20 protein-coding genes are annotated in these 24,481 nt (G+C 61.5%); 14 read left to right on the top strand and 6 right to left on the bottom strand.

What is annotated here, in order from left to right:
* Positions 1-15: 15 nt before the first annotated feature.
* The 10 genes from bchL (at position 16) to hemA (ending at position 8,568) form a co-directional block, all read left to right on the top strand.
* A complete protein-coding gene (bchL, locus tag SJY33_RS00875; protein ID WP_379920614.1) occupies positions 16-912 on the top strand; it encodes a ferredoxin:protochlorophyllide reductase (ATP-dependent) iron-sulfur ATP-binding protein in 897 nt (298 codons plus the stop codon).
* Complete coding sequence (gene bchM / locus SJY33_RS00870) at positions 912-1,616, top strand: magnesium protoporphyrin IX methyltransferase (RefSeq protein ID WP_379920613.1); 705 nt, start codon at positions 912-914, stop codon at positions 1,614-1,616. Before bchL ends, bchM begins: the two co-directional genes overlap by 1 nt.
* The gene (locus tag SJY33_RS00865; RefSeq protein ID WP_379920612.1) at positions 1,613-3,052 is read left to right on the top strand and encodes a BCD family MFS transporter; all 1,440 of its coding nucleotides are present in this window, start codon (positions 1,613-1,615) and stop codon (positions 3,050-3,052) included. Before bchM ends, SJY33_RS00865 begins: the two co-directional genes overlap by 4 nt.
* Before the next feature lie 72 nt (positions 3,053-3,124).
* Entirely contained in the window at positions 3,125-3,931 is an 807-nt protein-coding gene (puhA, locus tag SJY33_RS00860) for a photosynthetic reaction center subunit H (protein ID WP_379920611.1), read from the top strand.
* Complete coding sequence (gene puhB, locus SJY33_RS00855; RefSeq protein WP_379920609.1) at positions 3,922-4,683, top strand: photosynthetic complex putative assembly protein PuhB; 762 nt, start codon at positions 3,922-3,924, stop codon at positions 4,681-4,683. The genes puhA and puhB overlap by 10 nt, the downstream gene beginning before the upstream one ends.
* Positions 4,680-5,168, top strand: coding sequence for a photosynthetic complex assembly protein PuhC (puhC, locus tag SJY33_RS00850; RefSeq protein ID WP_379920608.1), 489 nt, complete (start codon positions 4,680-4,682; stop codon positions 5,166-5,168). The genes puhB and puhC overlap by 4 nt, the downstream gene beginning before the upstream one ends.
* The gene (locus SJY33_RS00845) at positions 5,168-5,470 is read left to right on the top strand and encodes a hypothetical protein (protein ID WP_379920607.1); all 303 of its coding nucleotides are present in this window, start codon (positions 5,168-5,170) and stop codon (positions 5,468-5,470) included. The genes puhC and SJY33_RS00845 overlap by 1 nt, the downstream gene beginning before the upstream one ends.
* On the top strand, positions 5,467-6,528 hold the full coding sequence (acsF, locus tag SJY33_RS00840) for a magnesium-protoporphyrin IX monomethyl ester (oxidative) cyclase (RefSeq protein ID WP_379920606.1): 1,062 nt from the start codon (positions 5,467-5,469) through the stop codon (positions 6,526-6,528). Before SJY33_RS00845 ends, acsF begins: the two co-directional genes overlap by 4 nt.
* The gene (gene puhE / locus SJY33_RS00835; RefSeq protein WP_379920604.1) at positions 6,522-7,316 is read left to right on the top strand and encodes a putative photosynthetic complex assembly protein PuhE; all 795 of its coding nucleotides are present in this window, start codon (positions 6,522-6,524) and stop codon (positions 7,314-7,316) included. Before acsF ends, puhE begins: the two co-directional genes overlap by 7 nt.
* 31 nt (positions 7,317-7,347) lie before the next feature.
* Entirely contained in the window at positions 7,348-8,568 is a 1,221-nt protein-coding gene (gene hemA, locus SJY33_RS00830) for a 5-aminolevulinate synthase (protein ID WP_379920603.1), read from the top strand.
* 281 nt (positions 8,569-8,849) lie between these two features.
* Here hemA and SJY33_RS00825 read toward each other — a convergent pair whose 3' ends face one another.
* The 5 genes from SJY33_RS00825 to SJY33_RS00805 form a co-directional block, all read right to left on the bottom strand.
* A complete protein-coding gene (locus SJY33_RS00825; RefSeq protein ID WP_379920602.1) occupies positions 8,850-9,254 on the bottom strand; it encodes a hypothetical protein in 405 nt (134 codons plus the stop codon).
* An 11-nt stretch (positions 9,255-9,265) separates the two neighbouring features.
* The gene (locus SJY33_RS00820) at positions 9,266-9,538 is read right to left on the bottom strand and encodes a UvrB/UvrC motif-containing protein (RefSeq protein ID WP_379920601.1); all 273 of its coding nucleotides are present in this window, start codon (positions 9,536-9,538) and stop codon (positions 9,266-9,268) included.
* A gap of 160 nt (positions 9,539-9,698) precedes the next feature.
* The gene (locus SJY33_RS00815; RefSeq protein ID WP_379920600.1) at positions 9,699-11,771 is read right to left on the bottom strand and encodes a glycoside hydrolase family 97 protein; all 2,073 of its coding nucleotides are present in this window, start codon (positions 11,769-11,771) and stop codon (positions 9,699-9,701) included.
* A gap of 29 nt (positions 11,772-11,800) precedes the next feature.
* Positions 11,801-13,183, bottom strand: a complete 1,383-nt coding sequence (locus SJY33_RS00810; RefSeq protein ID WP_379920599.1) for an alpha-amylase family glycosyl hydrolase — start codon at positions 13,181-13,183, stop codon at positions 11,801-11,803.
* On the bottom strand, positions 13,180-14,760 hold the full coding sequence (locus tag SJY33_RS00805) for an MFS transporter (RefSeq protein WP_379920597.1): 1,581 nt from the start codon (positions 14,758-14,760) through the stop codon (positions 13,180-13,182). The genes SJY33_RS00810 and SJY33_RS00805 overlap by 4 nt, the downstream gene beginning before the upstream one ends.
* 311 nt (positions 14,761-15,071) lie before the next feature.
* On the opposite strand from SJY33_RS00805, the gene SJY33_RS00800 reads away from it, so the two are divergent.
* Genes SJY33_RS00800 through SJY33_RS00785 form a run of 4 tightly spaced genes read left to right on the top strand, consistent with a single transcriptional unit; the run spans position 15,072 to position 21,162 of the window.
* A complete protein-coding gene (locus tag SJY33_RS00800; RefSeq protein ID WP_379920596.1) occupies positions 15,072-16,937 on the top strand; it encodes an alpha-amylase family glycosyl hydrolase in 1,866 nt (621 codons plus the stop codon).
* Complete coding sequence (locus tag SJY33_RS00795; RefSeq protein ID WP_379920595.1) at positions 16,937-18,610, top strand: alpha-glucosidase; 1,674 nt, start codon at positions 16,937-16,939, stop codon at positions 18,608-18,610. The genes SJY33_RS00800 and SJY33_RS00795 overlap by 1 nt, the downstream gene beginning before the upstream one ends.
* A 6-nt stretch (positions 18,611-18,616) precedes the next feature.
* On the top strand, positions 18,617-19,645 hold the full coding sequence (locus SJY33_RS00790; protein ID WP_379920594.1) for a LacI family DNA-binding transcriptional regulator: 1,029 nt from the start codon (positions 18,617-18,619) through the stop codon (positions 19,643-19,645).
* Positions 19,642-21,162 (top strand): tryptophan halogenase family protein, encoded by a 1,521-nt coding sequence (locus tag SJY33_RS00785; RefSeq protein WP_379920592.1) that lies wholly within the window; start codon positions 19,642-19,644, stop codon positions 21,160-21,162. Before SJY33_RS00790 ends, SJY33_RS00785 begins: the two co-directional genes overlap by 4 nt.
* Before the next feature lie 254 nt (positions 21,163-21,416).
* Here SJY33_RS00785 and SJY33_RS00780 read toward each other — a convergent pair whose 3' ends face one another.
* On the bottom strand, positions 21,417-24,218 hold the full coding sequence (locus SJY33_RS00780; protein WP_379920591.1) for a TonB-dependent receptor: 2,802 nt from the start codon (positions 24,216-24,218) through the stop codon (positions 21,417-21,419).
* Positions 24,219-24,481: the final 263 nt, after the last annotated feature.

Below are 24,481 nucleotides of genomic sequence, written 5' to 3'. Positions count from 1 at the left end.
AAGGGATAGATCATCATGAACCTTCACACCTCCTCATCCGCTTTCAGCCCATCAGACGGTGACGGATCGGTACAGGTTCAGCTTGACCCGGCCGACAAGATCAAGGGGGCCAAGGTCTTCGCCGTCTATGGCAAGGGCGGGATCGGCAAATCAACCACGTCCTCCAACCTTTCGGCGGCGTTTTCGAAACTCGGCCACCGTGTCCTGCAGATCGGCTGCGATCCCAAGCACGACAGCACATTTACGCTGACCAAGAAGCTGATGCCGACCGTGATCGACGTCCTCGAAACGGTCGAGTTCCACGCTGAGGAACTCAGGCCCGAAGACTACATGTTCGAAGGCTACAACGGGGTCATGTGCGTCGAGGCGGGCGGCCCGCCAGCAGGTACGGGCTGCGGCGGCTATGTGGTCGGGCAGACGGTCAAGCTGCTCAAACAGCACCACCTGCTCGAAGAAACCGACGTCGTGATTTTCGATGTGCTCGGGGATGTGGTGTGCGGCGGCTTTGCAGCTCCGCTTCAACATGCCGAACGCGCTTTGGTGGTCGCGGCCAATGATTTTGACAGCATCTTCGCGATGAACCGCATCGTTGCGGCCATTGCCGCAAAATCGAAGAACTACGACGTCCGTCTGGCCGGCGTGGTCGCCAATCGCAGTAAGGACACCGACGAGATTGACCGGTTCTGCGACAAGGTCGGGATGCCTCGACTGGCGCATTTCCGCGATGTCGATGCGATCCGCCGTTCGCGCCTGAAAAAATGCACCCTGTTCGAAATGGGTGACGATCCTGAAGTGATCGCGGCGCAGGACGAATATCTGCGCCTTGCTGCGATGCTGTGGGCCGGAGTCGACCCGTCCACGGCGCAGCCGATGAAAGATCGCGATATTTTCGACTTTTTGGGGTTTGAATAATGGCGAGCCGCAACTTCTCCGAATATGATACCCGGCGCGAGGCGCTGGCGACCTATTTCGACAGCACGGCCCGCCAGGCCTGGATCGACCTGACGTCCGATGCGAAGGTCAGCGGCATCCGTGCGACTGTGCGCGCTGGACGCGATGCGATGCGGGCCACTCTGCTGGACTGGCTGCCGACAGACTTGCGGCGCACCAAGATTCTCGACGCCGGCTGCGGCACTGGATCGCTCGCGGTGGCGGCCGCTTGCCGGGGCGCGGAAGTCACCGGGATCGACGTTGCCGCAGGGCTGGTCGAAGTCGCCCGCGAACGCACGCCATCCTTTATTGGTCATGGCCGCATTCACTGGCGCAGCGGCGATATGCTCGACCCTGCGCTCGGCACGTTCAGCCATGTGGTCGCGATGGATTCGCTGATCCATTATGAGCCCGAAGACCTCGTCGATGCGCTCAGCCAGTTGGCGACCCGTACGACGGGTTCGATCCTGTTCACCTTTGCACCGCGCACCCGCCTGCTAAGCGCCATGCATGAAGTGGGCAAATTCTTCCCCAAGTCCGACCGTTCGCCCGCAATTGTGCCAACCGCTGAGGGCGATCTGCGCGAGCGGCTTTCACGCCTTCAGGGCTGGAGCATCGGCCGAACCCGGCGCATCAGCAGCGGGTTCTACACCTCGCAGGCGCTTGAACTGGTGCGCCGCAGATGACACGCCCCGCCCGCCCTCCCAAACCGCACTGGACAGCACTGGTATTCCAGCTGTTGCCGTTCGCGGACGCGGCGAGCGTGGACCTTCCCTTGCCACGGCTGCTGCGTCTTGCGCTGTTCCAGTTCAGTGTCGGCATGGCGATGGTACTGCTGAATGGCACCTTGAACCGCGTGATGGTGGTCGAACTTGGCACCCCGACATGGCTGGTCGCGCTGCTGATTGCAGTGCCACTGCTGGCTGCGCCGTTTCGCGCGCTGATCGGACACAAGTCCGATACGCATCGTTCCGTTCTGGGTTGGCGCCGGGTCCCCTATATCTGGTTTGGCACGATGATGCAGTTTGGCGGTCTTGCGATCATGCCCTTTGCGTTGCTGCTGCTAGGCGTCGAAAACCGGTTCGAACTCGGGCTTGTTGCGGCAACCGCGGCCTTCCTTCTGACCGGCATCGGCTTTCATGTGACCCAAACTGCTGGCCTTGCCCTGGCGACTGACCTTGCGCCCGAGGACAAGCGTCCGCGCGCAGTCGCGTTGCTTTATGTGATGCTATTGGTGGGCATGATGTTTTCCGCCTTCGTGATCGGCGGCGTGCTGGCTGATTATTCGGCGACAAAGCTGGTTCAGGTGATCCAGGGCTGCGCACTGCTGACAATTATCCTGAACGTCATCGCATTGTGGAAGCAGGAAGCGCGAAATCCCGCTGTCACTGCACCGCAGCGCGAAACAGCCAGTTTCAGCGAGATCTGGCAAGCCTTCGTCACCGATGGCCGCAACACGCGGCTGCTGATCGCGATCGGCATCGGTGCAGCGGGCTTTGCAATGCAGGATGCCTTGCTTGAACCCTATGGCGGCGAAATTCTGGGCCTTTCTGTTGGCGCAACCACGGGGCTGACGGGTGCCTGGGCGCTTGGATCGCTGTGTGGGTTCATGCTCTCCGGCCGCGCACTGTCGCGCGGATGGGATCCGCTCAGACTTGCAGGGGCGGGTCTGGTGGTGGGCATCAACGCCTTCCTGCTGGTGCTGTTTGCCGGACCCTTCAATGCGCCGCTGATGCTGTATGCCGGGGCGCTGATCATTGGATTGGGGCTCGGCCTTTTCTCTGTCGGAACACTGATGGAAGCCATGAGCCTCGCGCGTACCCAGACCGCCGGCCTTGCTCTGGGCGCATGGGGCGCTGTGCAGGCTACCTGCGCAGGTCTTGGCATCGCTGTGGGCGGGCTGCTGCGTGACGGCGTTGCTGCGGTGCTGCAAAGCGGCGATCCCGCCGCCAGTCTTGCAATGCGCGCTACGGGATACGGCACCGTTTACATTCTCGAAATTGCGCTGCTGCTGATCGGCCTTGCTGCCATTGGTCCGTTGGTTGGTCATCAGAGCCGCCAGCGCGACACGGATGAAGATCCGCTTGGCCAGCCCTTCGGGCTTACGGAATTTCCGACATGATTATCTGTGACCGCCTGTCCCGACCTTTGCCCGGCTTCGCCGCTGCCGGTTGCTCCACGAGAGGAATGTGAAATGAACGCTGCCTATATCGTCGGCACTTTCGATGTTGCCGAACTCGCCTTCCTGCTTTTCTTCGGATTTTTCATCGCTCTTGTGGTCTACCTCAACCGAGAAAGCCGGCGCGAGGGCTATCCGCTTGAGGACGAGGAAACGGGCCGCGTGCATTCGATCAAGCTGACAGATGGCGACAAGAAGGTGTTCCAGCTGCCCAATGGCCGCGGCACTTACATTCCTGAAGACGTGCCCCGTGATGACATCAATGTTCCGGGTGTTCCCGCCTTCCGTTCGGCCGGTGCGCCCCTGGTTCCCACTGGCGACCCGATGATGCAAGGCATGGGGCCTGCTGCGTGGGCCAACCGGGCCAAATATCCCGATCTGACCTTCGATGGCCGCCCGCGCATCATTCCTATCGCCCAAAGCCACGATCTGGTCGTCGCTTCGAACGATCCGAAGCTGATTGGCTGGACTGTGATCGGCGCTGACAAGCAGGTGGTAGGCAAGGTCAGCGATATCTGGGTGGACCAGGCTGAACACCTGATCCGATACCTCGAAGTCGAGACTGTAACGGGCAAGAAGGTGCTGGCACCGATGATGGTGGCCACGGTTCACGGCGCCGGCCTGCTCGATGCGGTGCTGCCCTTCGTCGAAGACAAGCCGCAATTTGTCGAGATCGATGCGATCACAGCAGGACAATTCGAAACCGCGCCCGCGCTTGAAACCGCAGGGATCGTCACCCGCTACGAAGAAGACCGCATCCAGGCCTATTTCGGCGGCGGCTACATGTATGCAACACCCGAAAGGTCGGAAGCATGGATCTGACCGACACCAGAACCGTCGCAGAAGATGGGGCCATGCTGCACGCCGGTCTTAATCACGATTCGCTGGAGCAGGACGGACCCAAAGCGTTCGGTGACAGGATGGGCACCCCCGCCGCGCGCGAAACGGTGTTGTGGAAAGGGCGGCCGTCATTGGGCCTGCTGGCTCGCACCGCGTTCCACACCCGAACGCTCGGCATTTACATGGCCGGGCTGTGTGCGGTTGCCGTCATCATGGGCAACATCACGGCCGCGCTGGTAGCCGGAGGGCTTGGCCTTGCTTTGATCGGATTGCTTTACGCTCTGGCCTGGGCAAGTGCGCGCAGCACGCTTTATATTCTGACCGATGAACGTCTGATCATGCGGATCGGCATGGCGATCGAAACGCGGGTGAATATCCCGCTCAAGCAGATCAAGGCTGCCAACCTGCGCCCGCGGCCCCAGGATCACGGCGATATTGCGTTTGAACTCAACGGCGAACGGCTGCTGACCACGTTGCTGCTGTGGCCGCATGTTCGCCCGTTCCACTACGCCATGCCGCAACCGATGCTGCGCGCCGTGCCTGAAGCGTCGCAGGTGGCCCAAATGATCGCCGAAGCCCGTGCGCAGTTTGGTGCGATCGAACGCAATCTGACCGAAATCAAAGACACGGGGCCGGTCAGCGTGCAGCCAGCATTGCAAGGCGCTGTTGCTGCTGTCCGTCCTGCCCCGACGCTGCGCCGCCCGGGCCATGATTTCGAAGGAGCGCCGGCATGATCGTTCGTGAGTATGAGAAGGACGAAATCACCGTCAACAAGGTCCCCCTGTTGCTGATGGGCGGTATCGTGGTGATTTCTCTTGCGCTGACGGCATCGGTCAGCCTCGGCATCTTTGAGCGTCAGTCCGTGCCGGCCGAAGCCCGCGCGGCAGCCGGTATAAAACCCGCAGCAGAGCGCACCTTGCGGTTCTTTGACGAGCCCGACGGCACCGTGCGCGTGGAAGATGGTGCAAGCGCGCAGGTTTTGGCCCGCTTCGCAACCGGCGAAGGCGGATTCATCCGCGCGACCGTACGCAGCCTTGTCCACCAGCGCCGAATCCGCAACGAAGGTCCGCAAGTGCCATTCAATCTGACCCGCTGGGAGAATGACACGCTGACGTTGTCCGACCCGGTCACGGGTCGCAGCGTCGAGGTCAGCTCGTTCGGACCCGACAATCGCGCCGTATACGCCAACCTCCTTCCTGTATCGGCAAAGGCACGCTGATGCCCCTTCCCTTCTTCACGGCCAGTTCGTTCGACACGCCCTGCACCATCACGGTCGAGCAGAGCCCGGAGCATTTTCACGCCCATGTCGAACTGGCTGATGAGATCGATATCCAGCCGGGCGACAAGGTGCGTGTGCATGGCGCGCCAATCCAGATCCCCTTTGGCACGCGGCAGGTGTACGAACGCCGCGCTACCGTGACCCGCGCCAGCCCGCTTGCTCGCGGCCTTACCCGCTTGGCCGCATATTTCGACCTCGCCGAACTGTATGAAGTCAGCTTCAATGCTGGGAGGATCAAATGAACGCGTACAAACCCATGACCAGCGACGAAGCGATGGCCATTGCCACGCAGGACACGATGCTGACGCCGCGGTTCTACACCACCGATTACGATGCGCTGGACGCGATCGATGTGGGCCCTGTGCGCAAGGAATGGGACCAGCTGATCGCCGATATGGTGGGCGATCCCAACAAGTTGCACTTTAAACATTCGGACCGGTTCAAGGGCGTGATCGAAGGGCTGGAGCCGGCGTTGCGCAAGGAATTCACCGATTTTCTCGTCAGTTCGATGACCAGTGAATTTTCGGGCTGTGTGCTCTATGCTGAAATTGCCAGGCGCACCAAGAACCCCGATGTGAAGCAATTGTTCAAGTTGCTGGCACGCGATGAAAGCCGCCATGCCGGTTTCATAAATGAAAGCCTGAAGGATGCCGGGATCGGCGTTGACCTGGGCTATCTGACCAAGACCAAGAAATACACATACTTCAAACCGAAGTTCATCTTCTACGCGGTCTATCTGTCCGAGAAGATCGGCTACGCCCGCTACATCACGATCTTCCGCCATTTGGCTCAGAACCCGCAATACAAGTTCCACCCGATCTTCGACTGGTTCGAGGAATGGTGCAACGACGAGTTCCGCCATGGTGAGGCGTTTGCGATGCTGCTGCGCGCTGATCCCAAGCTGCTTCAGGGGGCCAACAAATTGTGGGTGCGGTTCTTCCTGCTGTCGGTCTATGCCACGATGTACGTGCGCGATCACAACCGGCCGCTGTTCCATGCCGCATTGGGTGTCGATCCGACCGATTATGACTACAAGGTGTTTCATATCACCAACCAGATCGCCCGGCAGGTCTTCCCCGTCGAACTCGACATCGATACCCCTGCCTTCCGCACCCAGATGGAAAGGCTTCGTCTTGCAGCGACACGCATTGAAGAAGGCAAGGCACGCGGCGGGGTCGGGGGTTTGATGCAGCGCGTATCGGGCATGGCGGGCGCAGGTCTGGCCTTTGTCCGCATGTATCTGCAAAAGCCCAAATCCCACGCTCTTCCCGCTTCAATCCGGCTTCAGCCCGCGTGGTAAGCTGGAGCGGCCATATTGTGCCGTTCATCGTGACGGTGGCGATCTGGTTTGTCGCGACCGGGCTGATTGCCTGGGCGGACAATCGCGAACGCGCCACCTTTTCGCGCAGTCTGGCTGTCGGCAGCCTGGCCGGAATTGCCGGGCTGGTGGTGATCCTCATCGCCTCCTTGTCCGCCGAAGTATGGGCTGTGTACGCATCCTTCATCGGTGCCTTGATGGTGTGGGGATGGCACGAACTTTCGTTCCTGACCGGGGCATCCGCCGGACCGCGACGGGGCAATGCAGATCCGGCATTGACGGGCGCTGCGCGTTTCCGGCAGGCCGCAGCCACGGTGATGCACCACGAAGTCGCGCTGGCCTTGACTGCGCTGTTGCTGATCTCGCTGTCTTGGAATGTCCCCAACCAGATCGGGGCCACCGTGTTTGTGCTCATGTTTGCCATGCGCCTGATTTCCAAGATCAACCTGTTTGCAGGTGTACCCAATTCCACGTCGGACATGCTTCCGGACCAATTGGCTTATCTGAAGACCTATTTCGGCCCCAACCGGCTGACAGTGCTGCTGGCAGTTTCGATCGCCGCCATCGCGGGCGCCACAGCGTGGTTCGCCGCGCTTGCGCTGGCAGCGCCGCTGGGCAGCGCTGAAATGGTGGGCGCAAGCCTGCTGACCACGCTCGCGTTGTTGGGCGTACTGGAACATCTTTTTCTTGCCCTGCCGTTCCGTGACGGGATGCTGTGGGGCTGGGCTTTGCCGCAGCGGAAGGCTGCAGCGCAGACACATGCAGATTGAAAGCAGGATGATGACGACAGAGGGAACCCGCATGGACTTTGAAGCCTATTTCGCCGGTGAACTGGACACAGTGCGCGCAGACGGTCGTTACCGGGTTTTCACCGACATCAAGCGCCATCGCGGCCGCTTCCCGCACGCAACACGCTTTGTCGAAGGCGAAACGCAGGCCGTGACGGTGTGGTGTTCGAACGACTATCTCGGCATGGGTCAGCACCCGGCGGTGCTGGATGCCATGCACGAATGTCTTGATGAATGCGGAGCGGGCGCGGGCGGTACGCGCAATATCTCGGGCACCAACCACCATCATGTCTTGCTCGAACAGGAACTGGCCGACCTTCACAACAAGGAAGCCGCGCTGCTGTTCACCAGCGGATATGTTTCGAACTGGGCGGGTCTTGGCACCCTGGCATCGAAAATCCCGGGCTGCGTCGTGTTCTCGGATGCTTTGAACCATGCATCGATGATCGAAGGTATCCGCCACAGCCGCGCGCCTTACAAGATCTGGCACCACAACGATGCAGCGCATCTTGACGAGTTGCTTGGCATGTATGGACCAGAGGTTCCCAAACTGGTGGCTTTTGAAAGCGTCTATTCGATGGATGGTGACATCGCCCCCATCGCCGCGATCCTTGATGTGTGCGAAAAGCACGGCGCGATGAGCTACATCGATGAAGTCCACGCCGTCGGCCTTTATGGCCCGCGCGGCGGCGGGATTGCCGAACGCGAAGGGCTGATGGACCGCATCACCGTGATCGAAGGCACGCTGGGCAAGGCTTATGGCGTGATGGGCGGATACATTGCCGCCTCGGCCAACCTCGTCGATTTCGTGCGGTCCTTCGCCAGCGGCTTCATCTTTTCGACCGCCCTGCCTCCTGCCATCGCGGCGGGCGCTGCGGCGAGCATCCGCCACCTCAAGACTTCGAGCGCCGAGCGTGAGCTTCAGCAGAAGCGCGTTGCGCAAGTGCGCCGCGCGCTCGACATCATGGGTATCCCGCACCTCGACAATCCGAGCCACATCATCCCGGTGATGGTTGGTGATGCCAAGAAGTGCAAGATGATCAGCGACTGGCTGATGGACAACCACGGCATCTATGTGCAGCCGATCAACTACCCGACCGTGCCCGTGGGCACCGAACGCCTGCGCGTCACGCCCTCGCCCGTGCATACCGATGGCGATATCGACCGGCTGATCAAGGCATTGAGCGAGATCTGGTCGCATTGCGAACTTGCCCGGATGGAACAGGCTGCCTGACAGCCCCCTTGCGCCTCCAAGACGTGTTGGAGACACATGAGACACTGTCCAGGGAACGAAAATCCTGCTCCATTTGCCCTGCGACTGACAAGGTCGGGAGAGGACGGTGGCGGCGTTCATACCCCGAGGCTTGTCACGCCGCCTGCCAGTAGGAAAATCGCTAAGATCTTGCCGGTTCTCCCTTTGACGGGAGCGGAGGGGGGATGCCTTGGGGGAGGCGTCCGCCCTCTTCCAATTCCGCCGCCGCCGGGACGCCGCACCGGTACGGGCCGCACCTACCGTTACAACTCCGACTTGACCAGCCACCTAACGATGATGGCAGCCGCGACCACGTCAACGACAATCGAAGTTGCTCCGATCGCGAACGGCAGATTGCGCCAATAATCTTCTACGATATCAAGGTATGCCAATACCAACGAGGCCGTAAGGGACAGGATGAAGACGACTGCGGCAATGCGGCTGCGCAGGCGCGACACGGCGAGCGCCAATAGCAGCGATAGGACTGGCGATACGAAAAGCTTCATCAGACTGATTGCCCAGCCATTTACCTCCAGGGATGGCATGATCTGCAAGGCACCTTGAAGCACGGCAAAGCCAAAGCTTATCCACACAAGGCGCTCAAACGTCGCGCCCAGCGGCGGCAGCGTTGTTCCATTCTGCGCTTTGATCACTTGGTCCCCCGTCATTTAAATGGCCCTTACTTGCGCTTCTTGCCGGATGTTTTGAGATCGGGCTTGGGCGGCGGCTTCCAGCCCGGCGGGGGCACGGGCCGTTGCCGACTTGTGCCAAGCCCCATGGCGCCTGGCTGCTGACGAACCAGACCCGACGTATCGGCCCGAGCGGCCTCTGCAGCATCCGCTCCGCCCCGCATCAGATTGATCCGGTCACGAATTCGGCGAGCCTCCTCAAAATCGAGAGCCGCTGCGGCCGCTTCCATGTCCTGTTGCAGATCCGCAATCGTTTTGCTCATGACCACCCCATCCGCGCAAGCGACCCCGGGCATCATTGCGCCGGAGCGACGTGGACGCAGCATGCATCGCTATGGCGGGCAAGCGCAATGAGATAGCACGCTGAACGGCGCCTTTTGTCCGCCAATCCGCGCCCTTTGCCGCCGCGCCGGCGGGGCAGGTTCATCCCGCCGGGATGAACCGCACCGCCACACCGCCTGACGATGCAAGGCGCACATCGAAGGTATCACCGCCGGTGACGACCGTTTCCTCGATCACCATGGCATAGGGGTTGGTGTCCCAATGCGCATCCGCGCCGTCGCGGTACACCTGCGCGCGGTATTGCTTGCCCTTTTCGAGGAAAGTCAGCGACAGCGAAAGGTCGCGCGGCTCTTCATCCGTTACCGCGCCAAGGAACCATTCCTGCGACTTCCTCCCCTGCCGCGCAAAGGCGACATATTCGCCCACTTCGCCCGCCAGCGCGATCGACTGTTCCCAGTCCGCCTCGACGTCCTTGATGAACTGGAAGGCTTCGGGACGGGCTTCGTAATTCTCGGGCAGATCGGCCGCCATCTGGAGCGGGGAATAAAGAACCACATACAGCGCAAGCTGCTTGGCCAGCGTCGTCTGCGGGCGGTTCGATGGATCACCGCGCGGTACGTCGGCGCGCACCGGGGCGCGTTCGTTGGGTTTCAGATCGAAGATGCCGGGGGTGAAGTCCATCGGCCCGGCCAGCATCCGGGTGAAGGCCAGCATCGGCTCGTGCGAAGGCGGATTGGGCGGCGTGCCCCAGGCATTGAACTCCATCCCGCGTGCGCCTTCGCGGGCCATCCAGTTGGGATAGGTGCGGCGTAGGCCCGTATCCTTGACAGGCTCGTGCGCGTTGATCGCAATCTTCCGTTTGGCCGCCGCTTCGACCACGCGCAGATGGTGGCCTACCATGAACTGGCTGTCGTGCCATTCGTAGCGGCGCACACCGTCCTGATCCAGTCGCACCGCATCGCCTGCATCAGCGACGTAGCCAGTCTTGACCTGCCGCACGCCGACCTTTTCATACAGATCGAAGGCGGCTTCCATCTGGCTTTCATAATTGGCGATATTGGCCGAGGTTTCGTGGTGCCCGATCAGACGGACGCCCTTGGACTGCGCATAGCGGCCCAGTTCCGCAAGGTCGAAATCGGGCATGGGTTCAGTAAAACGGAACAGTTCGCCGTTGTTGAACCAGTCGCCATCCCAGCCGATGTTCCAGCCTTCCACCAGCACGCCCGAAAACCCATGTTCGGCGGCAAAGTCGATGTAGCGTTTGGTTTCCGCCGTAGTCGCGCCGTGGATCGGGCCGCTGCCCCACGTCTTTTCATTGATGTGCATCGCCCACCAGATGCCGACATATTTGCCCGGTTCCACCCAGGATACATCGCCCAGTTTGTTGGGTTCGTTGAGGTTCAGGATGATGTCGGAATTGATGAGGCCCACCGCTTCGCGTGCAACCTGAATGGTGCGCCACGGGCTTTTGAACGGCGCTGTGGTCTTGACCTTGGGCCCACCCGACCAGTTGCGCAGCTTCGCTTCGAAATTGCCCGCCCGCAGCGCGCCCAGCGACATCGATGAATAATCGACCAATGCCGCTTCGTGGATCGAGAAGTGGATGCCGCTTTCCTTGCGGAAGGTTGCGGGCGTGTGCGCGCTGGTCACTTCGCCTGCAGGCGCGGTACGGGTGACGTATTCGTAGCGGTTGAATTCGTCCGACGGGGTGTACCACATCGTCGTTTTGTCACCGACGCCGAACTGGGTCAGTTCATCCACGATGGCAATATCACCCTGCAGCGCCGCCTGTTCGGGAAGTTCGTAACGGAAGCCCACACCCGTATCGAAGGCGCGGAACCGCACGGTCATCTGCCGCGCCGGGCCTTGTTTTGCGCCAAAGGTGACGGCAAGTTCATTGTGCTGATCGCGCACCAGCCGTCGCTCGCCCCAAGGCTGTTCCCACGTGGTGTCGTTGCTCGCCCGGGTCGCCCCTGCGATCGCAAGCCCGCGTTCAAAGCCGGGATGTTCGGCGAAGATCAGGCCCAGCTTTGACGGGGCGATGACCTCTTCGCCTTCAAAGCTTACCGCATAGGTGGCCTGTCCGCCATCGTCCTTCACCGTGACGGTGATCTTGCCATCGGGCGAAGTGACTTGCAGCGTCTCTGCATGGGCAGATGCTGCCGCCCACGCTACCACCGCAGCGGCGATCATCGGGGTCCAAATCTTCGTCATGCTTTCTCTCCCGCGCCGTGCCCGGCGCCTTACTCTGTCTCTTGGAAAATGCGGAAACCCCAGGGCGCGAGCGCCATCGTCTCGCCGCCGCTGAAGCTGGCGTCCGCGCCGGTCAGCGCGTCGGTGTAGCGGCCGTGGTGGCGCGCCTGCTGGAATGTGACCTGCTGCGGCCGGGGGCTGAGGTTGAAGACCGCAAACACCCGCGCACCCGCCTGCCCCCGCGTGAAGGCATAGACATCCGCCATCGCATCGCTCGGCACTTCGACCATCGGCGCGCCAAAGCGGCCATTGTGCAGCGCAGGTGTTTCGGTCTTGAGCGCGATCAACCTGGCGATAAGGTCTGCATGCTTACCCTCGCGCCACACGATCGGATCACGTTCAAAGAACTTGAGCATCCGGTCATTGTCGGCTTCCTGTCCATTGTAGATCAGCGGCAGGCCGAGACCCGTGAAGGACAGCGCCATTGCCGCTTCATACGCCGGGCCGTAAATCTCGGCCGCCACCCCGTCCCACGAATTCTGGTCGTGGTTTTCGGTATAGACCATGCGCATTGCTGCGTGCGGCCAGGTTTCGGACTGTCCGGCGTAATAGCCGCGCATCGCGCCTGCCCCGCTGCCGTCTTTGACCAACCGCTGCATCGCCTCCTTCCAACCCCAGCCATAGGTCGCATCGAAGGCGCGGTGATGCAGATCGCGCTGTTCCCATTCGGCAAGCATGAAGACAGGCTTCACCTTGTTCAGTTCGGCGCGCGCGGTGTTCCAGAAATCGGTAGGGACATAGCCCGCCACATCGGCGCGGTATCCATCCACCCCGAATTCGCGCACCCAGTAGACGAGGCTTTCGGTCATGTATTGGCGCAAGGCAGGCTGGCTGTAATCCAAGTCGGCCACATCCGACCAGTCGGTGCCCGCCGGGCTCATCAGCGCGCCTTCGGGCGTACGGGTGTACCATTCGGGATGGGTTGTGGTGAGCGGATTGTCATAGGCCGAATGGTTCGCGACCCAGTCGAGGATGACCTTCAGCCCTAGTCGGTGCGCTTCGTCGACGAAGGCGCGAAAGTCCGCTTCGGTGCCGAATTCGGGATTGACGCCGCGATAGTCGCGCACGGCATAGGGGCTTCCCAGACTGCCCTTTCGGTTTATCTCTCCGATGGGGTGGATCGGCATCAGCCAGATGATATCCACACCCATCGCGGCAAGCCGTGGCAGTTGCTTTTGTGCGGCGGCGAATGTGCCTTCGGCGGTGAATTGGCGGGTGTTGAGCTGATAGAGCACCGCGTCCGCTGTCCATTCGGCGTTCTGCACTTCGATCACATTGCGCGGGGTGTAGTCCGGCGCGGTATGGTCCGCCTCGGCCAACGCGGGCGCGGCGGCGAAGCTGGCGGCCAGCAGGACAGCAGACAGGCGCATCATGCCTGCTCCGCCCGCAGCGCATTTGCGCTTGCCGCCTCGTCATCCTTTACCAGCAAGGTCGCTGCTGCTGCCAGCACGAAGCTGATCGCTGCAATCACCATCGCGTAGATCGCCTGCCCCCCGAACAGGTTGGTGACGAGAAAGCCCAGCAGCGTGGCCGCGAGCAGTTGCGGCACCACGATGAAAATGTTGAACACGCCCATGTAGATACCCATTTTTTCGGCCGGGACGCAGCCCGCAAGGATCGCATAGGGCAGCGACACGATCGATGCCCAGGCGATGCCCAGCCCGATCTGGCTGACCCACAGCAGCGCCGGGTCGCGGATCAGCAGCATCGCGGCAAAGCCTGCTGCGCCAAGGCACAGGTTTACAGCGTGGAGCCGCGTGCGGTCGATTTTTGCGGCCACCACAACAAACCCAAGCGCCGCAGCCGCAGCAAGACCGTTGCGCACCGATCCCATCAGGCTCCACCAATCGGCCCCGTCCTGATAGGCGGCGCTGGCAGCATCGGTGGCGCCGTAGTGATATTCGGTCACGCCCGGCGTCCCGTAAATCCACAGCGCGAACATCGCGAACCAACTGAAGAACTGCACCACGGCCAGCTGGCGCATGGTGCGGGGCATCGCGTAAAGATCGCTTACCACTTCCATGAAGCCGCTGTCGTTGCGCCCCTGCTGGCGCAGGCGAGCGGCAAAAAGCTGGATCAGGCCGAACCCTGCAACCAGTGCGGCCAGCACGTAGAGTTCCTGTGCAACTTCGATTTCGCCGAGAAATGCAGGGCGGTTATCGCCGCGGGCACCGGCGACGATTACCGCTATCACCGCGCCGGCAATAATCCACGTCGCACTGCCGCGGGCGAATTGCGCGGCGCTGCGCAGTTGCCGCGCGCCGGCGCCTTGCGCCGTGCGTCCGCTGGCAGCTTCAAACCCGGCAAGCTGTTCGGGCGAATATTCTTTCGTCGAAAACACCGTCCAGGCGACCGCGGCCAGAAGCGCCGCCCCGCCGATATAGAACGCCCAGCGCACCGTTTCGGGAATCTCTCCCGCAGGCGCGACATTGCTCAGGCCCATCCAGTTGGTCATCACCCACGGCAAGGCACCTGCCAGCACCGCACCAGTGCCGATGAAGAAACTTTGCATCGCATAGCCCATGGTGCGCTGACGATCAGGCAGATTGTCACCCACAAAGGCGCGGAATGGCTCCATCGTGACATTGAGCGAGGCGTCCATGATCCACAGCATCCCCGCTGCCACCCACAGCGCGGGCGCATTGGGCATAACGAATAGCGCAAGGGTCGCGAGCAGCGCGCCGACGAGGAAATAGGGTCGCCGCCGACCATAGCGCGGGCTCCACGTCTTGTCGGACAAGTGCCCGATGATCGGCTGCACGATCAGCCCGGTCATCGGCGCAGCAATCCACAGGATCGCCAATTCCCCCACATCTGCGCCAAGCGTCTGGAAGATACGGCTGACGTTGCCGTTCTGAAGCTCAAACCCGATCTGGATTCCCAGGAAGCCGAAGCTCATATTCCAGATCTGGCCTGCGTTCAGCGCAGGCTTATGGGCGGCGTGGGTCATCTTTGTATCATCCCTCTCCCCCGCGTATCACCTGTCGAGGCACAGCGCGGCTTTCGGCGCGGTACAGGCGTACGGATCTTTTGCCCGATCACGGCCCTAGCTGCGCAATGCCACAGTCTGGACAGCTTGCAAAAATTTGCAAGAAACTTTCCCAAAATCTCCGTGAAAATTGCGGATGGTTTCCATTTCGCGTTCAAATCTGCCCCACTATCAACATCTTGTTCCGTTCTTTCCTGTGGTAGTTTGCTTTCTACAAAGATTTGCAAAACGCTTTGCTTGATGGCAGAAACGGCGTGAGAGGGAGTTGGGAAATGACGCAAATCTTCGTGGGGATAACGGCTGCGCTATGGGCCAGCACAGCCTGCGCCTCAACGGTGCATGCAAGCGGGCCAGTCGCAGCCGACACAGCCGTTTTCCCGGCACAACCTGCACCCATCCTTGAACGCGAGCGGGAAGATGAAATCATCTATTTTGTCCTGCCCGATCGTTTCGCCAATGGCGACCCGTCCAATGACCGCGGCGGCCTGAAGGGCGGCCCGCTTCAGCATGGTTTCGATCCCACCCACAAGGGTTTCTACCACGGCGGCGACCTCAAGGGTCTGACCGCCCGGCTCGATTACATTCAGGGCATGGGCGTGACCGCGATCTGGTTTGCGCCGATCTTCAAGAACAAGCCTGTTCAGGGCAAGCCGGGTGAGGAAAGCTCGGGTTATCACGGGTATTGGGTGACCGATTTCACGCAGGTCGACCCGCATTTCGGCACCAATGCCGAATTCAAGGCCTTCGTCGATGCCGCGCACGCACGCGGGATGAAGGTCTACATGGACATCATCACCAACCATACAGCCGATGTGATCGACTATGTGGAGGGTGAAGCCACTGGCTACACCTATCGCAGCAAGGGCGCATATCCCTATTCGCGGCGCGGCGGGCCAGATGGCGCGCCGATCAACGAAGGCTTTGCAGGCGACGACAACGCCGATCCTGCCAACTGGGCCAAGCTGACCGATCCGACCTTTGCCTACACCCCCATGGTGCCCGAGGCCGAGCGTAACGTTAAGGTGCCCGCGTGGCTGAACGATGTGACGCTGTACCACAACCGCGGCAATTCGCACTGGGTGGGCGAAAGCAGCGTCTATGGCGACTTTTCGGGGCTGGACGATCTGGCGACCGAGAATCCCCGTGTGGTCAGCGGGATGATCGACATCTTTGGCCAGTGGATCGACGATTACGGTATCGACGGCTTCCGCATCGACACCGCCAAGCATGTAAACCCCGAATTCTGGCAGGCTTTTGTGCCCTCCATGCTCACCCGTGCCCGAGCCAAGGGGATCGATCACTTCCACATTTTCGGAGAGATCGCCTATCAGGAACCCACCGCCACGCTCGCCGCGCAGGTCATGACGCAAAGCGGTCTGCCCTATGCGCTCGACATGGGCTTTGCCGTCGCGGCACAGATGGTCGCCAGCGGCAAATCGTCCCCGCGGCTGATGGCTGAATTCCTGCAACAGGACGCGATCTATCCGGGCGGCGCGAAAACTGCGCTGGGGCTGCCGACCTTCCTTGGCAACCACGATTTCGGCCGGTTTGCGATGTTCGTACGCGACATGAGCGGTTCGGAAGAGCCTGATACGCTGCTTGCGCGGGTCAAGCTGGGCCATGCGATGATGTTCCTGCTGCGAGGCGTGCCCACGGTATATTACGGGGACGAACAGGGCTTCATTTCCGACGGCAATGACCAGCTGGCGCGTGAGGACATGTTCCCGAGCCGTGTGGACGCCTATAATGACAACACGCTTGTCGGATCGCGCGTGACCACCGCGCAGGACAATTTCGACACCGCGCATCCGCTCTACCGTCTGATTGCCGACCTTTCGGCTGCCCGTACCGCCAGCCCGGCGTTGCGCCGTGGCCTGACCGACGTGCGCGCCTTTGCCGAAGATGCGCCCGGCCTTCTTGCCGCAGAACGGCATGATCCCGAAACCGGACAGCGTGTGCTTGTCCTGTTCAACACCAGCGCTTCGGCGCTTTCGCAGGCTGTCGAGGTAAGCTACCGCACCACTGGTGTAGCGCCGTTGCTGGGTCAATGCCCGGCTGCGCTTGCTGCACCCGGTTCGGTTCGGGTCACGCTGCCCGCATTCGGTTTTGCCGCCTGCATTTTGGAGACTGACGACTAATGGCAACAGCCCCGTCCGTTGCTGGCCCGGCCGCGCAGGCCGCTGCGGCCACAGCCGAACCGCTGACATGGTGGCGCGGTGCGGTCATCTACCAGATCTACCCGCGGTCATTCCGCGATACCAACGGCGATGGCATCGGCGACCTTGCCGGCATTGCCGATGCGTTGGACTATATCGCCGATCTGGGCGTTGACGGCATCTGGATTTCGCCGTTCTTCACCTCGCCGATGAAGGATTTCGGGTATGATGTGGCCGATTATTGCGGGATCGATCCCAGTTTCGGCACCTTTGCCGATTTCGACCGGATCATAGAAAAGGCGCACGCGCTGGGCCTGAAGGTCATCATCGATCAGGTCTATTCGCACACGTCGGACGAACATGCGTGGTTTCAGCAAAGCCGCGCTGACCGCACCAATCCCAAGGCAGACTGGTACGTGTGGGCTGACCCCAAGTCTGATGGGTCGCCGCCATCCAACTGGCAATCGGTGTTCGGCGGCTCTGCGTGGCAGTGGGATGGTCCGCGCAAGCAGTATTACCTGCACAATTTCCTGACCAGCCAGCCCGATCTCAACGTCCACAACCGCGCCGTGCAGGACGCGCTGCTGGATGCGGCGCGGTTCTGGCTGGACCGGGGCGTGGACGGCTTCCGGCTCGATGCACTGAACTTCTCGATGCATGACCCCGATCTGCGCGACAATCCGCCTTCGGGCGTGACGATGGACGCGGTGACGCGGCCATTCGATATGCAGGTGAAGCAATACAACCAGTCGCACCCCGACATTGTCGCCTTCCTCGAACGTATTCGCGCAACGATCGACGAATATGCGGGCCGCTTTACCGTCGCCGAAGTCGGCGGGCCGGAGCCGCTGGCTGAAATGAAGGCCTTTACCGAAGGTGGCAAGCGGCTGGATTCGGCGTACAATTTCGACTTTCTCTACGCGCCCCGCCTGACCGCTCCGCTGGTCCGCGCCAGCCTTTCGCAATGGGATGGCACGCCGGGTGAAGGTTGGCCAAGCTGGGCGTTCTCGAACCACGATGCCCCGCGTGCGGTGACGCGCTGGACGCTGGATGGCGACATGGCGCGCATGGCACGCCTGAACCTGCTGCTGCTGCTGGCCCTTCGCGGCAATCCGATCATCTATCAGGGTGAAGAACTGGGGTTGCCGCAGGGCGAGGTCGCGTTCGAAGATCTGCTTGATCCCGAAGCGATTGCCAACTGGCCGCACACGCTGGGCCGTGATGGCGCACGCACCCCGATGCCGTGGGAAGCCCATGCGCCGCAAGCAGGCTTTTCCAGCGCAAACCGCACCTGGCTCAAGCTCGATCCGGTGCACGCCGGTTTCGCGGTCGACCGGCAGAACGAAGACCCCGCCTCCACCCTCGCGTACACGCGCCAATTGCTCGCGCTGCGGCGGGACTATCCGGCGCTGGTACATGGCGACATTACGCTTCTGGATTCGGCCGATGATGTTCTGGCCTTCCTTCGTCATGGCGAAAGCGAAAGCGTGCTGTGCGTGTTCAATCTTGGTGAAGCGCCGGGCCATTGGTCTGCGCCCGACGGGATCGGCACCTTGCGCCTGATTGCCACGCAGGACGCTGTGGGCGGCGATAGCGCGCCCCCCGAAGCCTTGGTGCCGGGCAGCGGGTTCTGGGCTAGTGTGACAGCTGGCTGAGCGCAGATGCCCGAAACCACCATTTCCGCGCGCCGCAGCGCCACGCTGGAAGACATCGCGCGTGAAGCGGGGGTTTCGATTTCGACCGTCAGCCGCGCACTGAACGACAGCCCTTCGGTCAAACGCCGGACCAAGCAGCAGATCTGGCAAATTGCGCGCGCGCATGATTATGAATTCCGCCCGTCGATGCCCAGCGGTCCGATTGGCGCCGATGCCACGATTGCGGTGGTCGTGCCCGCCCCGCAAGCGCGTGACAGCCGGGTGTCGGACCCCTTCTTCCTTGAACTCCTTGCGGGCATTGCCGAGGCAGCACGCGAACGGAACGCCGATCTCATCATCAGCCACCTGAGCCCGCGTGCTAGCGGTGATCTTGATTATGCCATGTCCACCAGCCGGGCGACGGGCGTCATTTTCATCGGACAGTCCTCTCTCCACCGCGAATTCAACGCGCTGGCTGATCGCGACAACCGGTTTGTTGTCTGGGGCGCTGAATTTCCCGATGCGCAATATTGCGTGATCGGATCGGACAATGTCGCAGGTGGGCGGCGTGCCACCGCCCATCTTGCGCGGCTGGGCCGGCAACGCATCCTGTTCCTTGGCGATACCGAAGCGCCCGAAGCCGAACAGCGTTTTCGCGGCTACCGGCAGGCGCACGATCAGGCCGGGCTTACGCTTGACGATGATCTTATCGTGCCAGCCCATTTCGAGGTTCACTCTGCCGAAGCTGCGATGCGCAGCGCGATTGCGCGGGGGCTGCGCTTCGACGCGGTTTTCGCCGCAAGCGATCTTATCGCCATCGGCGCGATCCGGGCGTTGACCCGTTCGGGAATGCGGGTGCCCGATGATGTCTCGGTGGTCGGATACGACAATATCCCCGCCGCACGCCTCGTCACTCCGCAGCTCACCACCATCGACCAGGACGCCAATCTGGCAGGCCGGATGCTGGTGTCCAAACTGATCGACAAGGGCGATGGTCCGGCAATCTCGCAGCGGCTTGAAACCAGCTTGCTGATCCGCGAAAGTTGCGGCGGATGACCAGCGCACCTGCCCCCCTGAACACGATCGTGATCGTGGGCGGTGGCTCGGCCGGCTGGATGACCGCAGCGGCGTTGTCGCACGCCGTTGGCAACACGTGCAAGATCACGCTGATCGAGAGCGAGGCGATCGGTACGGTCGGCGTTGGTGAAGCAACGATCCCGCCGATCCGGCATTTCAACCAACGGCTGGGGATCGACGAGACGACGTTCGTGCGCGAGACGCAGGGCAGTTACAAGCTGGGGATTGAGTTCGTTGACTGGGGGAAGCTGGGGCACAGCTACTTTCACCCCTTCGGCCAGTACGGCGCCGAGTTCGATCAGGTTCCCTTCTACCACCACTGGATGCGCGAACATCTGGCCGGGCGCACCGATGGGCCGATCGATGACTTTTCGATGTGCTGGGCCATGGCAAAGGCGGGCAAGTTCGCCCACCCCTCCCCCGACAGGCGCCTGATCCAGTCGACGTTCGATTATGCCTACCACTTCGATGCCGGGCTGTACGCCGCTTTCCTGCGACGCTTTGCCGAAGCGCGGGGTGTGACACGGATCGAGGGAAAGGTTGTTGATACCGCGTTGCGGGCCGAGGACGGGTTCATCCAAGCTGTCGCACTCGACAACGGCATGCGGATCGAGGGTGAGCTTTTCATAGATTGCTCGGGCTTCCGCGGCTTGTTGATCGAAGAGGCTCTGGGCGCAGGCTACGACAACTGGCAGCACTGGCTCCCCTGCGACCGTGCGGTGGCCGTCCCTTGCGAGCGCGGCGACTTTACCCCCTACACCCGCTCCACCGCGCGCGAGGCCGGGTGGCAATGGCGCATCCCTCTTCAGCACCGCACCGGCAACGGCTATGTCCATTGCAGCGAGTTCATCTCGGAAGACGAGGCCGCTGCGACCCTCCTTTCCAACCTCGACGGCAAGGCCCTCGCCGATCCGCGCACCTTGCGCTTTGTCACCGGAAAGCGCCGCAAGTTCTGGGACAGGAACTGCGTGGCCATCGGCCTTTCGGCAGGCTTCATGGAGCCGCTGGAATCGACCTCGCTCCATTTGATCCAATACGCCATCTTACGGCTTATCGCGCTGCTGCCCGATAACAGCATGTCGCCCTTGCTGGCACGTGAATACAACGCGCAGACCACGCTCGAATACGAGCGCATCCGTGATTTCCTGATCCTGCATTACAAGGCGACCGAACGGCAGGATTCCGATCTGTGGCGCTATTGCGCGGCGATGCCGGTTCCTGACAGCCTGCAATACAAGATCGACCACTTCCGCACCAACGGGATGCTGGTGGCCGACGAACGCGAACTGTTCGCCAATCCCAGCTGGATAGCGGTTTATCTGGGTCAGGGCATGCTGCCGGCCCGCGCCCCGGCGCTGGCTCATATGCGGGAGGGCGTGCCGGTGGCTGAGCGGCTGGCGCAAATCCGTACCGCCATGCAAGAGGCGGTCGCCGCCATGCCATCGCATGATGCGTTCATTGCCCGGCACTGCGCCGCGCCGCCCATCGCTGCCTGAGCGTTCTGCTCCCGTCTCCCCCGCGTGTTGGAGACACTTGAGACACTGTCCAGGAACGAAAAACATTCCGGCCCTGCGCGCGGGCCGTGAAAATGATGGCCGGCGTGCGATGAAGGCGTTGTCATGCACGTCTGACTGACAGCGCGGCGCGTTGTAGGAAAGCGGCCGCATCCCCGCCTCCCAACAGAAAGGGCTCGCCATTGCTGGCGAGCCCCTCCTTGCTACCCCCAGTGCGACCCGAGGGCGTTAGCCGATCAGAATGCCTTGCGCAGCGTGAACTGGAAGGTGCGGCCGTACTGTTCGTAACGGCTCGGGAAAGCCCCGATCGTTTCGGTGTCAGCCGCGTTGCGCAGCGCGTTCTGGGTCACGAAGGGTTCATCGGTCAGGTTGAACACTTCGGCCAGGATCTGCACACCATTGAGGAAGCTGCCTTCCTTTTCGAAGGTGTAACCAAGCTGGGCGTCAAGGATCGTCTCGCTCTGCGCTTCAGCCCCTTCGAGCCCGCCCGAGAAGTTGGGCACTTCCGACAGGAACGCACCGCGGTAGCGCGCAGCCAACTTGGCGCGGAAGCCGCTCTTTTCGTAGAAGATATCGCCCGACCAGGTCAGATCCGAATAGCCCGGAATGGCGATCGGATTGGTGCCCGGAGGGGTGATTTCCGCGTCCGAATAAGTGATCGAGTAGAACCCGCCGAACCCGTCCAGCGTGTCGCTGAAGTCGCCGAAGTTCACGCGCACCGTGCCTTCAATCCCGGTGATCTTGCCATCCGAGAAGTTCACGGGGCCGTTAAACTGGCCGATCGCCAATTCGGGGTTGGTTGCAAGAATGCCGCCGAAGCCCGCATTGTTGATCTGCTGCGTCAGATCGAAGGTTTCCCCCAGATTGACGATCCAGTCCGACAGATCCTTGTGGAACGCAGCAACGATAATCGCGGTGCCGGGCGAGAAGTACTTCTCGAAGGAGATGTCATAGGACGTCGAACGGTAGGGCTGCAGGAACGGGTTGCCGCCGCCAAGGTTGAAGCAAACCTGCGCAGGCGGGTTGAACGCACCCGGAACCGCCGCATCGGGGATCTGGTCGTTGTTGGTGTCCTGACAGACCAGATTGTTCACCGACAGGTTCTGGTTTGCTGCCAGCTGATCGAGCCGCGCGCGGGTGATCGTCTTGGCAAAGGCCACGCGGATGAAGGTGTCGGGCATGACCTCAAAGCTGAGGTTCGCGCTCGGCAACCAGTTGTCGTAGCTGGTGCTGACATCGTTGACCGCGCCGCCGCTGAGTGTGCCGGTCGAGCTTTGCGACGTATCGACATAACGCAGACCAACGTTGCCGCGCACCGGCACGGGGCCCAGATCGCCGTCAATATTGGCCTGGATGTAGAAGTTGTGAATCTTCTCCTTCACCATCCATTCGGTATCGTCGGTTGCGCGTTCCTGCACATAGGTGCCGTCGGTCAGCAGCGATGACGGGTCATAGGCCACGATATCGAGCCCGATGCTGCCGGAATTGCTGGCGCCGATCACGATGTCACCCGGAATCGGACGGGCACCGCCTGCAAAGCCGTTGCCTGCACGCAGGAATATCCCGTTGTTGTCGAAATCCTTCTCGCGGTTGGTGTAGAGCCAGCCGGCAACGATACGGTCGATGAACCCGCCGTCGAATTCCCAGAAGGTTTCGGCACGCAGCTGGTGCAGTTCGTCGTTCGTTTCCGGCACGCGCAGGAAGCCGACCTGACCCCAGCCGCCCGGATCGACCAGCAACAGATTGCTGGGATCGGTGTAATCGAGCTGGCTGTCGATCGTGTAGGCACCGTCCTGCGGGAAGGTGAAGGTCAGCGTATCGGCAGGACCGCTGCCGCCAGGGCCGGTGCTGGCATAGGATTCGTAGTCGACATCATTGCGGTTCAGCGTCGAATAGCCGTAGTCGACGACGAAGCCGAGATTGTCGGTCGCCTTCCATTCGAGATTGCCGCCGATGGCGAAGATTTCCGAATCCGCGCCTTCGGTGTCGGTACGCAGGATCGGGTAGACGTTGGAATAGGTCGCGCTGTCGGCAAAAGGCCCACTGCCCGTGACCTGTTCGACCTGCGCGCCGCCATTGGCGCTCCACGATGCGATCGGGGTTTCAGTGCCGCGGAAGATGCCTTCATCTTCGGTCTTGGTGTAGAAGGAATCGATCGTCAGCGAGAAGCTGTCGGTGGGCTCGAACTGCAGGCTGCCAGCGACCGAGGTGCGCTTGAATTCGCGACTTTGCGAACCCTGACGCGGGTTGTCGCGCGGAAAGATCACGCCATCTTCCGTGCGTGCGATCTGGCCGTTGTTGGTCTTCAGCTCGCGCTGAACGATCTGGGTCGGGATCGACTGCGTCGTTGCACCCAGCGACCAGCCCACCGTGCCGGCATCGTTCTGGTCGATATAGCTGGCAAAGAAGCGATAACCGTCCGCACCGAAATCGGGGTTGAGCGAACCTTGATCGTTGATCGTGTAGGTACCCGACACGGTGATCTGGCGCTTGCTAGAATCGAGCGGCTTGACGGTGCGCAGGTCAACCGCGCCGGCGATGCCGATGGCCGCCAGCTGCGCATCACCGGTCTTGTAGACGATACCCGTGCCGATCAGTTCGGACGGGAACTGGTCGAATTCGATCCCGCGGTTGTTACCCGCCGAAACGACTTCGCGGCCATTGAGAAGGGCAAGGGAGAAATCCGGGCCAAGGCCGCGGATCGAAACCTGCTGCGAACGGCCGCGCACGCGCTGGGCAGTAACGCCGGGAAGGCGTGCCAGCGTATCGGCGATCGAAAGGTCGGGAAGCAGGCCCAGATCTTCGGCGGTGATCACTTCGACGATCGAGGTCGCGTTGCGCTTGGCATCGAGCGAGGACTGGATCGACTGGCGGATGCCGGTGACGACGATGGCGTTTTCATCCGCCTCTACGGCTGTTGCTGCGTCCTCGTCAGCGGCGTCCTGCGCCATAACCGGCGCACCGGTAACAGCCAGCGCCAAAAAGGTCGCGGCCCCGCACAGCAGGCGCGCGCTTGCATTCATCCCGTTCGTTTTCATCAGAAGTCCCCTCCCGCAAGCGCCCCTCAATGTGCGCTTTTGCAGTTTTTTTCATAGCCCAACATGAACCTCGGGTAAATCGGGAAAAGCGGCCGTCGGGGCGACTTGCCGGATTTCAATGAGACTTCCCTTATATCAACGTGTTGGCTTGCTTTTGATAACGTTATCAATCGACTGGGAGCGGGAATTTCAGGCAAAATGTTGCCAGATTGACACAGTTTTGGCGGCAGGTTCCGCGATTATTGGCCGAGGTACGAAGACGG

Origin of the sequence: Erythrobacter sp. R86502 (assembly GCF_042466465.1) — a bacterium.
In the GTDB taxonomy this organism is placed as follows: domain Bacteria; phylum Pseudomonadota; class Alphaproteobacteria; order Sphingomonadales; family Sphingomonadaceae; genus Erythrobacter.
The sequence above is the reverse complement of the archived record's forward strand: the minus strand, read 5'-3'. Positions and strand labels throughout refer to the sequence as shown.

Excerpts from the sequence above, each read along its gene's own strand:
- bchL (WP_379920614.1), top strand. The coding sequence starts at position 16 with ATGAACCTTCACACCTCCTCATCCGCTTTCAGCCCATCAGACGGTGAC.
- bchM (WP_379920613.1), top strand. The coding sequence starts at position 912 with ATGGCGAGCCGCAACTTCTCCGAATATGATACCCGGCGCGAGGCGCTG.
- SJY33_RS00865 (WP_379920612.1), top strand. The coding sequence starts at position 1,613 with ATGACACGCCCCGCCCGCCCTCCCAAACCGCACTGGACAGCACTGGTA.
- puhA (WP_379920611.1), top strand. The coding sequence starts at position 3,125 with ATGAACGCTGCCTATATCGTCGGCACTTTCGATGTTGCCGAACTCGCC.
- puhB (WP_379920609.1), top strand. The coding sequence starts at position 3,922 with ATGGATCTGACCGACACCAGAACCGTCGCAGAAGATGGGGCCATGCTG.
- puhC (WP_379920608.1), top strand. The coding sequence starts at position 4,680 with ATGATCGTTCGTGAGTATGAGAAGGACGAAATCACCGTCAACAAGGTC.
- SJY33_RS00845 (WP_379920607.1), top strand. The coding sequence starts at position 5,168 with ATGCCCCTTCCCTTCTTCACGGCCAGTTCGTTCGACACGCCCTGCACC.
- acsF (WP_379920606.1), top strand. The coding sequence starts at position 5,467 with ATGAACGCGTACAAACCCATGACCAGCGACGAAGCGATGGCCATTGCC.
- hemA (WP_379920603.1), top strand. The coding sequence starts at position 7,348 with ATGGACTTTGAAGCCTATTTCGCCGGTGAACTGGACACAGTGCGCGCA.
- SJY33_RS00825 (WP_379920602.1), bottom strand. The coding sequence starts at position 9,254 with ATGACGGGGGACCAAGTGATCAAAGCGCAGAATGGAACAACGCTGCCG.
- SJY33_RS00820 (WP_379920601.1), bottom strand. The coding sequence starts at position 9,538 with ATGAGCAAAACGATTGCGGATCTGCAACAGGACATGGAAGCGGCCGCA.
- SJY33_RS00815 (WP_379920600.1), bottom strand. The coding sequence starts at position 11,771 with ATGACGAAGATTTGGACCCCGATGATCGCCGCTGCGGTGGTAGCGTGG.
- SJY33_RS00810 (WP_379920599.1), bottom strand. The coding sequence starts at position 13,183 with ATGATGCGCCTGTCTGCTGTCCTGCTGGCCGCCAGCTTCGCCGCCGCG.
- SJY33_RS00805 (WP_379920597.1), bottom strand. The coding sequence starts at position 14,760 with ATGACCCACGCCGCCCATAAGCCTGCGCTGAACGCAGGCCAGATCTGG.
- SJY33_RS00800 (WP_379920596.1), top strand. The coding sequence starts at position 15,072 with ATGACGCAAATCTTCGTGGGGATAACGGCTGCGCTATGGGCCAGCACA.
- SJY33_RS00795 (WP_379920595.1), top strand. The coding sequence starts at position 16,937 with ATGGCAACAGCCCCGTCCGTTGCTGGCCCGGCCGCGCAGGCCGCTGCG.
- SJY33_RS00790 (WP_379920594.1), top strand. The coding sequence starts at position 18,617 with ATGCCCGAAACCACCATTTCCGCGCGCCGCAGCGCCACGCTGGAAGAC.
- SJY33_RS00785 (WP_379920592.1), top strand. The coding sequence starts at position 19,642 with ATGACCAGCGCACCTGCCCCCCTGAACACGATCGTGATCGTGGGCGGT.
- SJY33_RS00780 (WP_379920591.1), bottom strand. The coding sequence starts at position 24,218 with ATGAAAACGAACGGGATGAATGCAAGCGCGCGCCTGCTGTGCGGGGCC.